The 14,639-nt window shown below is 61.6% G+C and carries 15 protein-coding genes; 10 read left to right on the top strand and 5 right to left on the bottom strand.

Features of this window, described 5'->3' with window-relative positions; all coding sequences use genetic code 11:
- Positions 1 to 105: 105 nt before the first annotated feature.
- The 3 genes from RCCGE510_RS23105 to RCCGE510_RS23095 all read left to right on the top strand — a co-directional run bounded on the left by RCCGE510_RS23105 (position 106) and on the right by RCCGE510_RS23095 (position 2,896).
- Positions 106 to 1,131 carry a histone deacetylase family protein gene (locus RCCGE510_RS23105; protein ID WP_007633998.1) on the top strand — a complete coding sequence of 342 codons (1,026 nt, stop codon included), beginning with the start codon at positions 106 to 108 and terminating at the stop codon, positions 1,129 to 1,131.
- Between the two features lie 8 nt (positions 1,132 to 1,139).
- Positions 1,140 to 1,691, top strand: a complete 552-nt coding sequence (recX, locus tag RCCGE510_RS23100) for a recombination regulator RecX (protein ID WP_007633997.1) — start codon at positions 1,140 to 1,142, stop codon at positions 1,689 to 1,691.
- Between the two features lie 293 nt (positions 1,692 to 1,984).
- Entirely contained in the window at positions 1,985 to 2,896 is a 912-nt protein-coding gene (locus RCCGE510_RS23095) for an EamA family transporter (protein WP_007633996.1), read from the top strand.
- A gap of 145 nt (positions 2,897 to 3,041) precedes the next feature.
- Here RCCGE510_RS23095 and RCCGE510_RS23090 read toward each other — a convergent pair whose 3' ends face one another.
- Complete coding sequence (locus tag RCCGE510_RS23090) at positions 3,042 to 3,509, bottom strand: truncated hemoglobin (RefSeq protein ID WP_007633995.1); 468 nt, start codon at positions 3,507 to 3,509, stop codon at positions 3,042 to 3,044.
- A gap of 177 nt (positions 3,510 to 3,686) precedes the next feature.
- Here RCCGE510_RS23090 and mbfA point away from each other — a divergent pair, with 177 nt between their 5' ends.
- Positions 3,687 to 4,670, top strand: coding sequence for an iron exporter MbfA (gene mbfA, locus RCCGE510_RS23085; RefSeq protein WP_007633994.1), 984 nt, complete (start codon positions 3,687 to 3,689; stop codon positions 4,668 to 4,670).
- A gap of 476 nt (positions 4,671 to 5,146) precedes the next feature.
- Here the strand turns inward: mbfA and RCCGE510_RS23080 are convergent, their stop codons facing one another.
- Together RCCGE510_RS23080 and RCCGE510_RS23075 are read right to left on the bottom strand one after the other, a co-directional pair.
- On the bottom strand, positions 5,147 to 5,746 hold the full coding sequence (locus RCCGE510_RS23080; RefSeq protein WP_037079450.1) for a transglutaminase-like cysteine peptidase: 600 nt from the start codon (positions 5,744 to 5,746) through the stop codon (positions 5,147 to 5,149).
- A 165-nt stretch (positions 5,747 to 5,911) separates the two neighbouring features.
- Entirely contained in the window at positions 5,912 to 6,751 is an 840-nt protein-coding gene (locus RCCGE510_RS23075; RefSeq protein ID WP_007633990.1) for an alpha/beta hydrolase, read from the bottom strand.
- Positions 6,752 to 6,930: 179 nt separating this feature from the next.
- Between RCCGE510_RS23075 and infC the strand changes: the two genes are divergently transcribed.
- The 5 genes from infC (at position 6,931) to pheT (ending at position 12,109) form a co-directional block, all read left to right on the top strand.
- Positions 6,931 to 7,467 (top strand): translation initiation factor IF-3, encoded by a 537-nt coding sequence (infC, locus tag RCCGE510_RS23070; RefSeq protein WP_081525788.1) that lies wholly within the window; start codon positions 6,931 to 6,933, stop codon positions 7,465 to 7,467.
- A gap of 323 nt (positions 7,468 to 7,790) precedes the next feature.
- Positions 7,791 to 7,994 (top strand): 50S ribosomal protein L35, encoded by a 204-nt coding sequence (gene rpmI, locus RCCGE510_RS23065; RefSeq protein ID WP_003544621.1) that lies wholly within the window; start codon positions 7,791 to 7,793, stop codon positions 7,992 to 7,994.
- A gap of 38 nt (positions 7,995 to 8,032) precedes the next feature.
- Positions 8,033 to 8,437, top strand: a complete 405-nt coding sequence (rplT, locus tag RCCGE510_RS23060) for a 50S ribosomal protein L20 (RefSeq protein ID WP_007633980.1) — start codon at positions 8,033 to 8,035, stop codon at positions 8,435 to 8,437.
- 149 nt (positions 8,438 to 8,586) lie between these two features.
- Complete coding sequence (gene pheS / locus RCCGE510_RS23055; protein ID WP_007633979.1) at positions 8,587 to 9,669, top strand: phenylalanine--tRNA ligase subunit alpha; 1,083 nt, start codon at positions 8,587 to 8,589, stop codon at positions 9,667 to 9,669.
- A 16-nt stretch (positions 9,670 to 9,685) separates the two neighbouring features.
- Complete coding sequence (gene pheT, locus RCCGE510_RS23050; protein WP_007633978.1) at positions 9,686 to 12,109, top strand: phenylalanine--tRNA ligase subunit beta; 2,424 nt, start codon at positions 9,686 to 9,688, stop codon at positions 12,107 to 12,109.
- 51 nt (positions 12,110 to 12,160) lie between these two features.
- Here the strand turns inward: pheT and RCCGE510_RS23045 are convergent, their stop codons facing one another.
- Both RCCGE510_RS23045 and RCCGE510_RS23040 read right to left on the bottom strand, forming a co-directional pair.
- Complete coding sequence (locus tag RCCGE510_RS23045; protein ID WP_007633977.1) at positions 12,161 to 12,520, bottom strand: nuclear transport factor 2 family protein; 360 nt, start codon at positions 12,518 to 12,520, stop codon at positions 12,161 to 12,163.
- Positions 12,521 to 12,608: 88 nt separating this feature from the next.
- Positions 12,609 to 13,604: an aldo/keto reductase gene (locus RCCGE510_RS23040; RefSeq protein WP_007633976.1), complete on the bottom strand. Its 996-nt coding sequence runs from the start codon at positions 13,602 to 13,604 to the stop codon at positions 12,609 to 12,611.
- Between the two features lie 123 nt (positions 13,605 to 13,727).
- Here RCCGE510_RS23040 and RCCGE510_RS23035 point away from each other — a divergent pair, with 123 nt between their 5' ends.
- Entirely contained in the window at positions 13,728 to 14,621 is an 894-nt protein-coding gene (locus RCCGE510_RS23035) for a LysR family transcriptional regulator (RefSeq protein WP_007633975.1), read from the top strand.
- Positions 14,622 to 14,639: the final 18 nt, after the last annotated feature.

Here is a 14,639-nt window from a genome sequence, read left to right as displayed (position 1 = left end):
CGGCGAAGGTGGCGTCATTATTCCAGACGATCAAGAGCCCGCACCGCTTTTTTGTCAGGGCCGAGCCGTGTAAATCTCCATTGTCAATCAAAGGCAGGATCTGAAATGCGCGTCATCTATTCCGAAGATCACAAGCTGCGCGATGCCAAGACCGAGCTGCATGCCGGCCAACTGGTGACGCCCTTCGAGGCGCCGTTTCGCGCCGAATGGATCCTGGCGGCGGTCAAGCAGGTCGGCTTTGCCGATGTCGTGGCACCCGATCCGCACGGACTGGAAACGGCGCTGAAGGTGCACGATCCCGCCTATCTGGATTTTCTCGCCACCGTTTGGGACCGCTGGGTGGCGGCCGGTTTCACCGGCGAGGCGATCGCCAATTCCTTCGCCGTTCGCCGCACCAGCCAGCGCGTGCCCGAGAATATCGTCGGCGCGATCGGCCACTATGCCAATGCCGCCGACACCTCGATCACCAAGGGTTCCTACGCGGCGGCGATCGCTTCCATGCGCTGCGCGATCACCGGCGCCGACTGGCTGAATGCCGGCAATCGCTTTGCCTTCGCGCTCTGCCGCCCGCCCGGCCACCATGCCGGCATCGATCTCTTCGGCGGCTATTGCTTCATCAACAATTCAGGTGTCGCGGCGCAGCGGCTGCTCGACCATGGTGCGAGGAAAGTCGCGGTGCTGGATGTCGATTTCCACCATGGCAACGGCACTCAGGATCTCTTCTATCACAGAGGCGACGTCTTCACCGCCTCGCTGCATGGCGATCCCATGCATGCCTTTCCTTATTTCCTTGGCCATGCCGACGAGGAGGGCGAGGGGGCGGGCACCGGCGCCAACCGCAATTATCCGATGCCGCCGGGCACGCCCTGGGAGGCCTGGTCTTCGGCCCTTGCCGATGCGCTTGCCCGTATCAAGGCCTTCGGCGCCGAGGCGATCGTCGTGGCGCTCGGCGTCGATACCTTCGAACGCGATCCGATCTCCTTCTTCCAGCTGAAATCGGATGACTTCATTCGCATGGGAGAGATGATCTCCGCCGCCGGCCTGCCGGTGCTCGTCTGCATGGAGGGCGGCTACGGCGTGCCGGAAATCGGCCTCAACGTTGCCAATGTGCTGAAAGGTCTCGAGAGCTGATCACTGAGATGACCGAAGAGACCGTTCCGTCCGATATCCCGACACCACGCATGCTGAGCTGGGCGCGCAACTCCGCCATCTATCGCCTGGAGCGGCGGATGATGACGGAAAAGCAGCTCTTTGACGCCATCACCCGCAAGGCCAAGGAGAAGTTCGAGGATATCGGCGCGGCACAACTCAAGGCCGTTGCCGATTTCGCCGTCAAATTTGCCTATGACAATAAAGTGCTCGACGATAACGCCTTTGCCGAAATCAGCACGCGCTCTGCCGTGCGCGGCGGCAAATCGAAGCGTGCGATCGCTCAGAAACTGACCGCAAAGGGCGTCTCCAGCGACAAGGTCGAGACGGCACTCGAGGGGGCTGACGACCTCTATGCCGCCGCGATATTTGCCCGCAAGCGCGCCTTCGGTCCTTTCCGCCGGGTCGAACTCGACGACAAGCGAAAGGCCAAGGAGCTCTCCGCTTTCGCCCGCAACGGTTTCAGCTTCGAGATCGGCAGGAAAGTCTTCGAGATGAGCTTCGAAGACGCCGAGGAGGTGATCCTCTCCGGCCGTCGCTGATATCGCGTGCGAGCTTTTGCTTGGCCGGTTCGCGCCGATGGCTGCCCCTCACCCTAGCCCTTTCCCCGTTAAAAACGGGGAGAGGGGACGTGCCCTGCGAGAGGCGCGAGAGGGACGGAGAGGTTGCGGCTATCCCCCTTCGCCCCGCCTGCGGGGAGAAGGTGCCGGCAGGCGATGAGGGGCTCGCCGGCCGTTCCTTGGCGCCGCATCAGCGCTCTTGATCCCGGCATGAAAAGTTTGAATTTGGTTCTCCCCTGTCTTCGGCGTAGAACCGCCGCAGGATCGGGAGCCACATGGACATCAAGAATATCGAGACCGGGATGGACGGCGCAGCCTTGATTGCGCAGCCAGGCATGCCGTCGTCTTCGGGCGGGCTGGCGGCCGGGGTTGCGATGTGCCTGATGTCGATGTCTTCGATCCAGTTCGGCGCGGCGCTGTCTTCCTCAGCCATTGCCACCTATGGCGTTGCCGGCGCCACCTGGCTGCGGCTTGCTTTCGCGGCGATCATCCTGGCCGTTGTCGTCAGGCCTTCCCTCCTGCGTTATAGCAGCGCCCAGTGGCGGGCGACCTTGTTGCTCGGCACGACGACCGCCGCCATGACCCTCTGTTTCTTCGCGGCGATCCAGCGGCTGCCGCTCGGCCTGGCGATCGCCATCGATTTCCTCGGGCCGCTCTCGGTCGCCGTCTTCGGCTACGGCCTGACCTGGCGCCTGCTCTGGCCGTTGATCGCTGCGGCCGGCATCCTTTTCCTCGCCCATGACGGCGAAGGCTGGGTCGGCAATCTCCCTGGTGTCCTCTTCGCCCTCGGCTCTGCTGTGGGATGGGCGGTCTACATCCTGCTGACGAAGAAGGTCGGCGCCGCCTTCAAGGGGCTGGAGGGCCTCTCGATGTCGCTGATCGTTGCCGGCCTCGTCGCAACCCCCTTCGGCCTTGCCGAGACAGGCGGCGCCTTCACGTTGAAGGGACTGGCGGAGGTTCTCGGCCTTGCCATCCTCGTGCCGCTTTTGCCTTATGCGCTGGAGATGGTGGCGCTGCGGCGCATGCCGTCGTCATCCTTCGGCATCCTGATGAGCCTCGAACCGGCGCTCGGCGCGCTCGCCGGTTTTCTGATCCTGGCTCAGCCAATGACCGCGCTGCAGATACTGGGTACGGCGCTGGTGGTGGCGGCCAGCGCCGGCGCCACCGCCTCGGCGGCGAAGAGCTAGAGCAATTCCAGGAAAAGTGCGAAGCGGTTTTTCCGTCCGGAATTGCGTCAAAACAAGAGGTAGAGCGGTTCTGCGTTTCCATGAAAAGCCGAAGCGCTCTAAAAGTGTCAGCGGTTTTCCGGTGATGCCGTCTCTATAATTGAGATCAGACCGGTTTGCGCTGGGGATCGTCGAGCGCCGGATTGTAGAACAGCGACAGAGTCAGGCTTTTGGCGATCCGCTCCGCCGTCGCCATGAACCAGGCTTTGGCCTCCGGCGTTGGGGCGATATCGTCGAGCGTCGCGGCAAACAACGACAGCCACTTCGGAAAGAGATCAGGCGTCAGGTTCTGGACGCCCGTATGCGCCTGCACCGGCTTGCCGCCATAGGCGCCGCTGCGGAAGGCGACCGCCGACCAGAAGCTCTTCATCTTCGCCATATGCTCTGGCCAACGGCCAGAGAGCCTGGCGTCGAACACCGGGCCGAGATCGGGATGCGCAAGTACGCGGGCGTAGAAAGTCTCGACCAACCTGTCGATGAAGGCCGCGTCGACGCCCATTTCCCGCATTTCGGCCTCCGCCCTTTCGCGGATCGCGGCAATATGGGCAGGGCGTCCCTGAATCTCATTGTCCATCATAATCCCGGCGCTGCGTGATGCAGCAGCCCTCATATAGGCCTTCATGGCCGCGTGCCAAACTCGTCGGTGCCGATTGCGGCAATCTGTCAGCCGGTTCGCCTCACCAATCCTAGGCACTTGACCGTCATTGCTTCGTTCTTTAGATTTAGAATAATTCTAAATTTGGAGAAAGTCATGCTGGCGCGGTTTTTCAGATCCTCGAAACGATCTTTCGAATCGCTGTCCGAGCAGGAGATTCTTGCGCTTGCGATCGCCTCCGAGGAAGACGATGCCCGCATTTATCTCGCCTATGCCGACCGATTGCGCAACGAATTTCCGGCCTCCGCCAAAGTCTTCGAGGATATGGCCGAGGTCGAGGACACGCATCGCAAGTCGTTGTTCGAAATCCATCGCCAGCGTTTCGGCGAACGCATTCCGCTGATCCGGCGCGAACATGTCGAGGGCTTCTACGAACGCAAGCCGGATTGGCTCAGGGCAAATCTTACCCTCGATGCGATGCGGCGGGAAACCGAGGCGATGGAGGAGCAGGCCTATCGTTTCTATGTCGAAGCGGCAAAGCGAACCTCGGATGCCTCGACGCGCGAGCTTCTCGGTGATCTCGCCCTCGCCGAACAGGGGCATGAGGACATCGCCCGCATGCTGGGCGACAAACATACGCCCGAAGACGTCAAGCATGACGAGAACGCGACGGTGCATCGGCAGTTCGTGCTGACCTATGTCCAGCCGGGTCTTGCCGGGCTGATGGATGGCTCGGTCTCGACGCTGGCGCCGATCTTCGCCGCCGCCTTCGCCACGCAGGATACCTGGCAGACCTTCCTTGTCGGCCTTTCGGCTTCCGTCGGCGCCGGCATCTCGATGGGCTTCACCGAGGCCGCCCACGACGACGGCAAGATCTCCGGCAGAGGCTCACCGGTCAAGCGCGGCCTTGCCTGCGGCATCATGACGGCGCTCGGCGGCCTCGGCCACGCGCTGCCCTATCTGATTCCGCATTTTTGGACGGCAACGATCACCGCGGCGATCGTCGTCTTCTTCGAACTCTGGGCCATCGCCTTCATCCAGAACCGCTACATGGAAACACCCTTCCTACGCGCCGCCTTCCAGGTGGTGCTCGGCGGCGGCCTGGTGCTCGGTGCGGGGATCCTGATTGGGAATGGGTGAGGAGCGGTCGGGCGCAGCCCGAGCAATCGATCCAGTGAATCGATTGCAGCGACGAACGCCCTGAGCTTGAAGCGAAGGGCCGGGAGACGGTGCGTCATACTCGGCATCAAAAGCGCTCCATGCCCTTCGCTTGCGCTCCGTGCATTCGCGACTTCGCCGCTCACCCCCTCATCTGCCTGCCGGCATCTTCTCCCCGCTGGGGAGAAGCGGAGTCGTGGCAGCGCCTCGCTCCCCTTGAGACCTTTGCTATCGGAACGACCACCGTACGTCTTGCTCCCGCTTCTCCCCAGCGGGGAGAAGATGCCCGCCAGGGCAGATGAGGGGGGTGAGGAGCGATAGCGACGAACGCCTTGAGCGCAGCGAAAGGCAAGTAAGTGGGACACCTCTCCTCCAAAAATTGACCTGGTGCGAGCGGAGAGACCCAAAAAGCAAAAGGCCGGCAAATCGCCGGCCTCTCCATACTCTCTATTGCACCCTTACCGCAGCGCGCCGACCAGAACGTCGCGGCCGTTCTCGATGGTGACCCAGCGGCCAGCATTGTAGCTCGACTGGCGCTTGACGAAGGAATAGGGCGTTCCAAACCACGGCTTGACGTCGGCGGCGAGGTTGTCGAGCACGAAATCGCCCTCGGCGGTGCGCAACGTCAGCACGGCATGGCCTTCACCATCCGGTTTGCGCACGACGGTCATCAGCAGATCGGCAGCCGAAAAGCCACGCTGGATCAGCATGCGGCGCTTCAGGAGCGCGAAATCCTCGCAGTCGCCGGCAGTGGTCGGATAGGCCCAGACCTCATCCTTGCCGTAGATTTCCTTGTCGGTCATCGGCGTGATCGTGCGGTTGACCGTGGCGTTAACCGCACGCACCAGCGACCACTTTGCCGGTGTCATCTCGACCGGGCCAGAATTGCGGTTTGCACCGCATTCACTGCGGTGGATCTGACAGAAATCATAGTGGCCGATCGGCTGAGAGGTGGCATTGCCTGTCACCATGGAAGCATTTCTGCTGGGGGCCGGTATGGCGGCCGTCGCCATCGCAAACATGGCCATCATGGCCACAAAGATACCCTTGATCCGCACGCCCGCTCTTTCCTTGCATCGCCCCTTATTTATTAACAAAGTGTTAATGGAGAGGGCCGAGAAGAGTCAATCGTTACTTCTTGGGAGCACCTTGCGACCCGCCGACATGGTTAAAATGCAACGGGTCGGAGACTGATTTCGGGGGGATTGATCGGCCGGTGCCGTTCAAACCGGCATCTGCACATTTGTCGATGAACGGATGATACCTCTGACGGCACCAAGGAGAAGGGCGATATCGCTCGGCCGCGAAAGCCGGTGGTCGCCGTCGCGGATGAAGGTCAGCACCACGTCGTCGGCGGGAAGATGTTCGACCAGTTTCATTGCATGCGCATGCGGCACGTCGGCGTCTTTCATGCCCTGGAGGATATGCACCGGGCAGCCCGTTTCGATGATGCCGTCGAGCACCCGGTTTTCGCGCCCGTCCTCGATCAGTGCCCGGGTATAGATGTTCGGCTCAGGGCTATATTGCGAACGCTCTTCGAAATAGCCGCGCTCGGCAAGCGACTTGCGCTCCTTGGCCTTGAGGTTCGGCTCGATCAGCTCCGAGGTGAAATCGGGTGCCGGCGCAATCAGCACCATTCCTTCGAGTTTTGGCCCTTCGAGCTTCGGGCCGTCCTGCCGCGCAAGTTCCTGCGCCAGCCGGAGCGCGATCCAACCGCCCATCGACGAGCCGACGAGGATCACCCGCTCGGGGGCAACGTGGCGGATGACGGCAAGCGCCTCCTCCAGCCAGCGTGAGATCGTGCCGTCGCTGAAGCTTCCGCCGGAAAGTCCGTGGCCGGAATAATCGAGACGGATGCAGGCGAGCCCGAGTTCCGCAGCCAGCCCGTCGAGTTCCACCGCCTTGGTGCCGCTCATGTCGGAGCGATAGCCGGACAGCCAGACGAGCGCCGGGGCGCCATTGCCGGCCTCTGCCGGGCGCACCAGCATGGCGATCTCGCGCGCGGCCTCTCCCGCGCCGACCGTCAGGAACTGCGGCTGGGCATTGGGCATCTGATCGAACATCGGCAAAACTCCTGTTATTTTGGCCTATAAAACAGATTCTTGGCAGGCTGACAGCGGGTGATTTTTCCGCTAAAGGATGATATTGACTCCGTTGCAGCGATGACGCGACACGTTTGTGCACCCTGATATGGGAGCGCGAGGCTGCAACGTTCCGAAAACAACGCGAGGAGAATACGACCATTCGCAGACCTTTTAAAACCGACGCGCCCGTGAAGGACGGACCGCGCTCGAACCGTGAAATCCGCATTCCCAAAGTTCAGTTGATCGGGGCTGACGGCGAGAATATGGGCGTCGTGCCTACCGACCAGGCCTTGAAAATGGCTGAGGAAGCCGGCCTCGATCTCGTCGAAATTTCCCCCAATGTCGAACCGCCTGTGTGCAAGATCCTCGATCTGGGCAAGCTGAAATATGCCAACCAGAAGAAGGCTGCCGAGGCGCGCAAGAAGCAGAAGATCGTCGAAGTCAAAGAAATCAAGATGCGCCCGAACATCGACACCCATGACTATGAGGTGAAGATGAAGGCGATGGGTCGCTTCTTCGACGAAGGCGACAAGGTCAAGGTGACGCTGAAGTTCCGCGGCCGTGAAATGGCCCACCAAGAACTCGGCATGAAGCTTCTGCAGCAGGTCAAGGCTGATACGATCGAGTTCGCCAAGGTCGAAGCCGAACCCAAGCTCGAAGGCCGCCAGATGATGATGGTGCTGGCGCCGAAGTAAGCGCCATGCACTTTTTCGCCCCAAGGCCGTCCGCAAGGGCGGCTTTTGTGCTTTCGGCCATGATGATTCCGGCCTTGTACTGGATGCGCGAAGATTCCGCCGCCGCCCCGTTGCACTTTCAGGACGCTGCGGTTATAAGCGCGCGTCCGAACTGACCGGCAGGGCATGCCGTGGCAGTTTCGAATGCTTGCGGAACGGTTCGTCACCGAAGCCGCAGATCAACAACAAACGCTCCCGCACCTTGTTGCGACGGCCGGAGAACCGGACTTCGCGAGAAGGGCTTTTTTGATAAAGCGCGCAGGGAGGACAGAAGGAGTAGCAAAATGCCCAAGATGAAGACGAAGTCCTCTGCCAAGAAGCGGTTCAAGATCACCGCAACCGGCAAGGTCAAGGCTGCCGCCGCCGGCAAGCGCCATGGCATGATCAAGCGTTCCAACAAGTTCATTCGCGATGCACGTGGCACCATGGTTCTCGCAGAACCGGATGGCCGCAAGGTTATCAAGAATTACCTGCCGAACGGTCTCTGAGACTCGTCCGCGAACGCTAGATTTAAGGAGATCATGAAATGGCACGTGTAAAAAGAGGCGTTACCTCGCACGCCAAGCATAAGAAGGTTCTGAAGGCCGCAAAGGGCTTTTACGGCCGTCGCAAGAATACCATCCGGACTGCCAAGGCTGCTGTCGATCGTTCGAAGCAGTACGCTTACCGCGACCGCAAGGTCAACAAGCGCAACTTCCGTGCGCTCTGGATCCAGCGCATCAACGCCGCTGTCCGCGAATTCGGCCTGACCTATGGCCGCTTCATCGACGGCCTGACCAAGGCTGGCATCGAAGTCGACCGCAAGGTTCTCTCCGATATGGCGATCCACGAGCCGGAAGCATTCGGCGCGCTGGTCAACGCTGCCAAAAAGGCTCTTGAGTACCTCAAGGAAGCCGGCACGACCAACGAGTTTGAAGGCGCGGTCAAGTAACCAGCGCTTCCCAAGCTTTGAATTTTTGATTTTGGGAAACCCGCGCTGGTTTGGGCTAGCGCGGGTTTTTCTTTCTTTATATTCCTTGCGCCGGCCGGCGCCGCCTGCCTCCCGATCGCCCGCCTGATACTGGACGGAAAGAAGTGACAATGTCAGATATCGACCAGCTCAACGCCTCGCTGCTCGCCGAAATCGCCGCCGCCAATGACGAGGCGGCCCTCGAGGCCGTGCGCGTTTCCGCCCTCGGCAAGAAGGGCTCCGTCTCCGAACTGTTGAAGACGCTCGGCGCCATGACGCCGGAGGAGCGCCAGACCAAGGGCGCTGCGATCAACGTTCTGAAGAATGCGGTGACCGAGGCGCTCGCCGCCCGCAAAACGACGCTCCGCCAAGAGGCGATCAATGCGCGGCTGAAAGCCGAGACGGTCGATGTCAGCCTGCCGGTGCGCTCTTCGCCTGCCGAGCGCGGCCGCATCCATCCGATCAGCCAGATCGTCGACGAGATCACCGCGATCTTCGCCGACATGGGCTTCTCGATCGCCGAAGGTCCGGACATCGAGACCGACTACTACAATTTCACCGCGCTGAATTTCCCCGAAGGCCATCCGGCCCGCGAGATGCACGACACTTTCTTCTTCCATCCGGACGAGAATGGTGAGCGCAAGGTGCTGCGCACCCATACCTCGCCGGTGCAGGTGCGCACCATGGAGGCGCAGAAGCCGCCGATCCGCATCATCATTCCCGGCAAGACCTACCGCCAGGACAGCGACGCCACGCATTCGCCGATGTTTCATCAGGTCGAGGGCCTGGTCATCGACAAGAAGGCCAATGTCGCCAACATTCGCTGGGTGCTCGAGGAATTCTGCAAGACCTTCTTCGAGGTCGACAGCGTGACCATGCGTTTCCGCCCGTCCTTCTTTCCCTTCACCGAGCCCTCTTTCGAGGTCGACATCCAGTGCGACCGTTCCGGCCCGATCGTCAAGTTCGGCGAAGGCACCGACTGGATGGAGATCCTCGGCTGCGGCATGGTCCATCCGAACGTGCTGCGTTACGGCGGGCTCGATCCGGACGAGTATCAGGGTTTTGCCTGGGGCATGGGCCTCGACCGCATCGCCATGCTGAAATACGGCATGCCCGACCTGCGCGACTTCTTCAACGCCGACGTCCGCTGGATGACGCATTACGGCTTCCGCCCGCTCGACATGCCGACACTGTTCGGCGGCCTCAGCGCTTGAACGGAGAATTGGGACGATGAAATTCACGCTCTCCTGGCTGAAAGAGCATCTGGAAACGGATGCCGGCCTCGATGAAATCTGCACGCGCCTCACCGAGATCGGGCTGGAGGTCGAGGATGTCGACGACAAGGCGGCATTCAAGCCCTTCGTCATCGCCAGAATTGTCTCGGCGGAAAAACATCCTCAGGCCGATCGCCTGAAGGTGCTGATGGTCGATACCGGTGCCGGTGCGCCGGTTCAGGTCGTCTGCGGCGCGCCGAATGCGCGCGCCGGCCTCGTCGGCGCCTTCGCGGCCCCCGGAACCTTTGTTCCCGGCATCGATGTGACGCTTGCCGTCGGCAATATCCGCGGCGTCGAAAGCCATGGCATGATGTGCTCCGAAAAGGAGCTTGAGATTTCCGACAGTCACGACGGCATCATCGATCTGCCGGAAGATGCGCCTGTCGGCATGAGCTACGCGACCTACGCTCATCTCGACGACCCGGTCATCGAAATCAATCTGACGCCCAATCGGCCGGATTGCACCTCGATCCACGGCATCGCCCGCGATCTCGCCGCCTCAGGTCTCGGCACGCTGAAGACCCGGCCGGCTCCGTCCTTCGCCGTCGACGGCGAGACGCCGGTGAAGCTGACGCTCGAACTCGATGATCAGAAGCTCTGCCCGGGCTTTGCGCTACGCCTGGTGCGCGGCGTCAGCAACGGCCCGAGCCCGCGCTGGTTGCAGCAGCGGCTGATCGCCATCGGCCTGCGTCCGATCAATGCGCTGGTCGACATCACCAATTACATGACCTTCGATCAGGGCCGGCCGATGCACGTCTTCGACGCTGCCAAGGTCAAGGGTAACCTCACCGTCCGCCGCGCCGCCGAAGGTGAAACCGTGCTGGCGCTCGACCAGCGCGAATACAAGCTCGGCCCGAACAATGTCGTCATCTCCGATGAAGACGGCATCGAATCGATCGGCGGCATCATGGGCGGCGAACATTCCGGCTGCGACGAAAACACCGTCGACGTGCTGATCGAATCCGCCCTCTGGGACCCGATGAACATCGCCAAATCGGGCCGTAGCCTCGGCATCATCACCGATGCCCGCTACCGCTTCGAACGCGGCGTCGATCCGGACTATATGGTTCCCGGTCTCGAACGCACGACGGAACTGGTGCTGGAACTCTGCGGCGGCACGGCCGCCAGGGCCGAGGTCGTCGGCTACAAGGGTTACGAACCGAAGATCGTCGATTTCCCTTATTCCGAGGTCAAGCGCCTGACGGGCCTTGAAGTCTCGGATGAGGAAAGCAACAGCATTCTGACCCGCCTCGGCTTCACGGTTTCCGGTTCCGGCGAGCGCGTCTCCGTCGCCGTTCCCTCCTGGCGTCCGGATATCGACGGCAAAGCCGACCTCGTCGAGGAGGTCATGCGCATCCACGGCGTCGACAATATCAAGCCGGCGCCGCTGGAAAGCCATGCCGTTGTCAACGGCAAGATCCTGACGACGCTGCAGATCCGCACCCGCATCGCCAAGCGGGCGCTTGCTTCGCGCGGTATGCTCGAAGCTGTTATCTGGTCCTTCATTCCGGAAGATCAGGCCAAGCTCTTCGGCGGCGGTTCGCCCGCCCTCAAGCTTGCCAACCCGATCGCCGCCGAAATGTCGGATATGCGTCCCTCGCTGCTGCCGGGTCTGCTGACGTCGGCCCAGCGCAATGCCGACAAGGGTTATGCCGACGTCGCCCTCTTCGAAGTCTCCGGCACCTATGAGAACGACAGGCCGGACGGCCAGCGCCGCGTTGCCGGCGGCATCCGCCGCGGCACGGCCTCGCTTGCCGGCGCCGGTCGCGCCTGGTCGAATGCCGCCAAGGGCGGCGGCAAGCCGGTCGACGTCTTCGACGCCAAGGCCGATGCGCTCGCCGTCATCGAAGCCTGCGGCCTGCCGATGGGCAATATCCAGATCGAGCAGGGTGGACCGGAATGGTATCATCCCGGCCGCTCCGGCACCATCAAGATGGGGCCGAAGGTGGTGCTCGGCTATTTCGGTGAATTCCATCCGCTGACGCTGGAAGCGCTCGATGTCTCCGGCGCGCTCTGTGGTTTCGAGGTCTATCTTGATGCGATGGCCGAGCCGAAGAAGAAGGCGACCCGCACCAAGCCGGCGCTCGATCTATCGCCCTTCCAGGCGGTCAAGCGCGACTTCGCCTTCGTCGTCGACAAGACGGTGGAAGCAGGCGCGCTCATCAAGGCTGCGACAAGCGCCGACCGCAAGCTGGTGACCGGCGTCAATGTCTTCGACATCTTCGAAGGCGCGTCTGTCGGCGAGGGCAAGAAGTCGGTGGCGATCGAGGTTCAGATCCAGCCGGTCGAGCGCACGCTGACGGATGAGGATTTCGAGGCGCTGACGCAGAAGATCATCGCCAGCGTAATGAAATTCACCGGCGGCGTCCTCAGAAGCTGATCCTGCCGGCTTTGCCGAGATAATGGGACCGGTCGTTAGCGGCCGGTCTTTTCACATATGAAGATGGTAGAGCTTGCTGACGATCGTCCAGCGGCCCTCTATTTTCAGCAGCGAGAGATAATCGGTAAAGCGCATTCCGGCGAAATCGTCGGTGACCTTGACGCTCGCCGCATCGCCCTCGACATCGACGCTTTGGATATCCATGAACGGCAGCGTTCCGGGCGGCGCAGGCTCCTCCGCCAGGATTGCGGCGATGAACTCGTCCCGCGTCAGCCATTCGACGGCATTCTGGTAATAGCCGATGATCGAGCTTTTCGGGTGAAAGGCCTTTTTCAACGCCGCCTCATTGGCGAAGGCCATGCCTTCGACATAGAGATGAACCGTCTGTTCGACTGCCTGCCTGTCCGACATTTTTTCATCCCGTTTTCCGAGATGGCGTTAGATAGTTTCGCTAGCCGCGAAGGCAAGCCCGGCGTTGCATCGGGCCGGGCTTGACTGCTCAGAGGTTCGTCATCGCAAGCGAGGCATCCGAATAGCGTTTGCCGGCCACCTGTCCAGCTGGGATCGCCCGGCCGAGCTCTTCAAGCTCCGCCGCACTCAGCACGATATCGGCAGCGGCGGCATTCTGTTCGAGGTGGTGAAGCTTGCGGGCGCCGGGGATCGGCACGATGTCGTCCCCCTGGCTCAACACCCAGGCCAGCGCCAGCTGTGCGGCGGTCACGCCCTTCTCGGCGGCAAGCCGCTCGAGCGTTGCGACGAGGGCGGCGTTGGCGTCGAAATTCTCCGCCTGGAAACGCGGAACCTGCCGGCGGAAATCGTCGGCGGCGAGATCGTCGACCTTGCGGATCGCGCCCGTGAGGAACCCGCGGCCGAGCGGGCTGTAGGGCACGAAGCCGATGCCGAGTTCGCGGCAGGTGGCAAGCACATCTTCCTCGGGATCGCGCGTCCAGAGCGAATATTCGCTCTGGAGTGCGGCGATCGGATGCACCGCATGGGCGCGGCGGATGGTGGCGCTGCCGGCTTCGGAGAGGCCGAGGGCGCGGACCTTGCCCTCCTTCACGAGCTCGGCCATGGCGCCGACGGTGTCTTCGATCGGTACATTGGGATCGACGCGGTGCTGGTAGAAGAGGTCGATGGTCTCGATCCCCAGGCGCTTCAGCGAGGCCTCGGCGACGGCTTTGACATGCTCGGGGCGGCTGTCGACGCCGGTGATGGCGCCGGCACCCGTCTGGCTGGTATCGATCTTGAAGCCGAACTTGGTGGCGATCACCACCCGATCGCGAAACGGTTTCAGCGCCTTTCCGAGAAGAAGCTCGTTGGTGAAGGGGCCATAGACCTCGGCGGTGTCGAAGAAGGTGACGCCGAGATCGACGGCGCGATTGAGCGTCCGCACCGATTCCGCTTCGTCGCTGGCGCCATAGGCAAAGCTCATGCCCATGCAGCCGAGGCCGACAGCAGAGATCGTGAGATCGTTTCCGAGTTTGCGGGTTTTCATATTGCGCTCCTGAGATGATTTTGAACCGCATGAAGGTGGTTGCGGCATGGATAGACCATAGCCCTCTCGCATCCATCAGAAAATGCATGCAATTTTCAACGGGTTGTTCTATTTGTTCGATCAATGAACAGAACACAGCTGGCACAACTCGCCGTCCTCGCTGCCGTCTCCGAACACCGCAGCTTCCGGGCCGCGGCCAAGGAACTCCTCGTTGCGCCCTCGGCCGTCAGCCATGCGATCTCAAGCCTGGAGGAAAGTTTGGGAGTGCGGCTTCTGGCGCGTACTACCCGTAGCGTCGCGCCGACGGAGGAGGGGCGGCTGCTTCTCGACAGGCTTCGCCCGGCGCTCGAGGAAATCGGCATTGCTTTGGAGGCGGTCCGCGATACGCGCGCCAGGCCTGCCGGCAACCTGCGCATCACCTCCCCGCGTTTCGCTTCCGATATCCTGCTCGCCCCGCGCCTCGGCGATTTTCTTAACCGCTATCCGGATATCACTCTGGAGATCGCCAATGAGGACGGCTTCACCGATATCGTCAAGGAGGGGTTCGATGCCGGCATAAGGCTGGAAGAAAGCCTGGAGGCCGATATGATCGCCGTCAAGGTCTCGCCCGATCTGACGATGGTGATCGCCGCTTCGCCCGATTATTTCGAGCGTTATCCAAAACCTGAGCATCCGCGCGATCTCGTCCATCACCGCTGCATCAAGCGGCGCTTCACCAACGGCTCGATCTATCGCTGGGAATTTGAAAAGGATGGGCGGGAATTGGTCGTTTCCGTCGACGGGCCATTGATCGTCAGCGATGACCGGCTGGCCCTGCTTGCGGCGTTGAACGGCGCCGGCCTTGCTTATCTGTTCGACATGCGGGTGGATGCCGAGCTGGCGAGCGGCAGGCTCGTGCGAGTGCTGGAGGATTGGTGCGCGCCCTATTCCGGACCGTTTATCTATTATCCCACCCGCCGGCAGATGCGGCCGGCACTGCGCGCCTTCATCGATTTCTTCAAATATGTCGCTGCATAATTCCTTAACTCGTCATCG

It is taken from the genome of Rhizobium sp. CCGE 510 (genome assembly GCF_000292525.1).
In the GTDB taxonomy this organism is placed as follows: domain Bacteria; phylum Pseudomonadota; class Alphaproteobacteria; order Rhizobiales; family Rhizobiaceae; genus Rhizobium.
Note: the sequence above shows the minus strand (reverse complement) of the source record. Positions and strands in the feature narration are given on the sequence as shown.

What these genes read in the sequence shown, in the direction of transcription:
- RCCGE510_RS23090 (WP_007633995.1), bottom strand. Translation starts at nt 3,509, where the DNA reads ATGGACAATGAGATTCAGGGACGCCCTGCCCATATTGCCGCGATCCGC.
- RCCGE510_RS23095 (WP_007633996.1), top strand. Translation starts at nt 1,985, where the DNA reads ATGGACATCAAGAATATCGAGACCGGGATGGACGGCGCAGCCTTGATT.
- RCCGE510_RS23045 (WP_007633977.1), bottom strand. Translation starts at nt 12,520, where the DNA reads ATGTCGGACAGGCAGGCAGTCGAACAGACGGTTCATCTCTATGTCGAA.
- RCCGE510_RS23105 (WP_007633998.1), top strand. Translation starts at nt 106, where the DNA reads ATGCGCGTCATCTATTCCGAAGATCACAAGCTGCGCGATGCCAAGACC.
- RCCGE510_RS23040 (WP_007633976.1), bottom strand. Translation starts at nt 13,604, where the DNA reads ATGAAAACCCGCAAACTCGGAAACGATCTCACGATCTCTGCTGTCGGC.
- mbfA (WP_007633994.1), top strand. Translation starts at nt 3,687, where the DNA reads ATGCTGGCGCGGTTTTTCAGATCCTCGAAACGATCTTTCGAATCGCTG.
- recX (WP_007633997.1), top strand. Translation starts at nt 1,140, where the DNA reads ATGACCGAAGAGACCGTTCCGTCCGATATCCCGACACCACGCATGCTG.
- RCCGE510_RS23075 (WP_007633990.1), bottom strand. Translation starts at nt 6,751, where the DNA reads ATGTTCGATCAGATGCCCAATGCCCAGCCGCAGTTCCTGACGGTCGGC.
- pheT (WP_007633978.1), top strand. Translation starts at nt 9,686, where the DNA reads ATGAAATTCACGCTCTCCTGGCTGAAAGAGCATCTGGAAACGGATGCC.
- RCCGE510_RS23035 (WP_007633975.1), top strand. Translation starts at nt 13,728, where the DNA reads ATGAACAGAACACAGCTGGCACAACTCGCCGTCCTCGCTGCCGTCTCC.
- rpmI (WP_003544621.1), top strand. Translation starts at nt 7,791, where the DNA reads ATGCCCAAGATGAAGACGAAGTCCTCTGCCAAGAAGCGGTTCAAGATC.
- rplT (WP_007633980.1), top strand. Translation starts at nt 8,033, where the DNA reads ATGGCACGTGTAAAAAGAGGCGTTACCTCGCACGCCAAGCATAAGAAG.
- pheS (WP_007633979.1), top strand. Translation starts at nt 8,587, where the DNA reads ATGTCAGATATCGACCAGCTCAACGCCTCGCTGCTCGCCGAAATCGCC.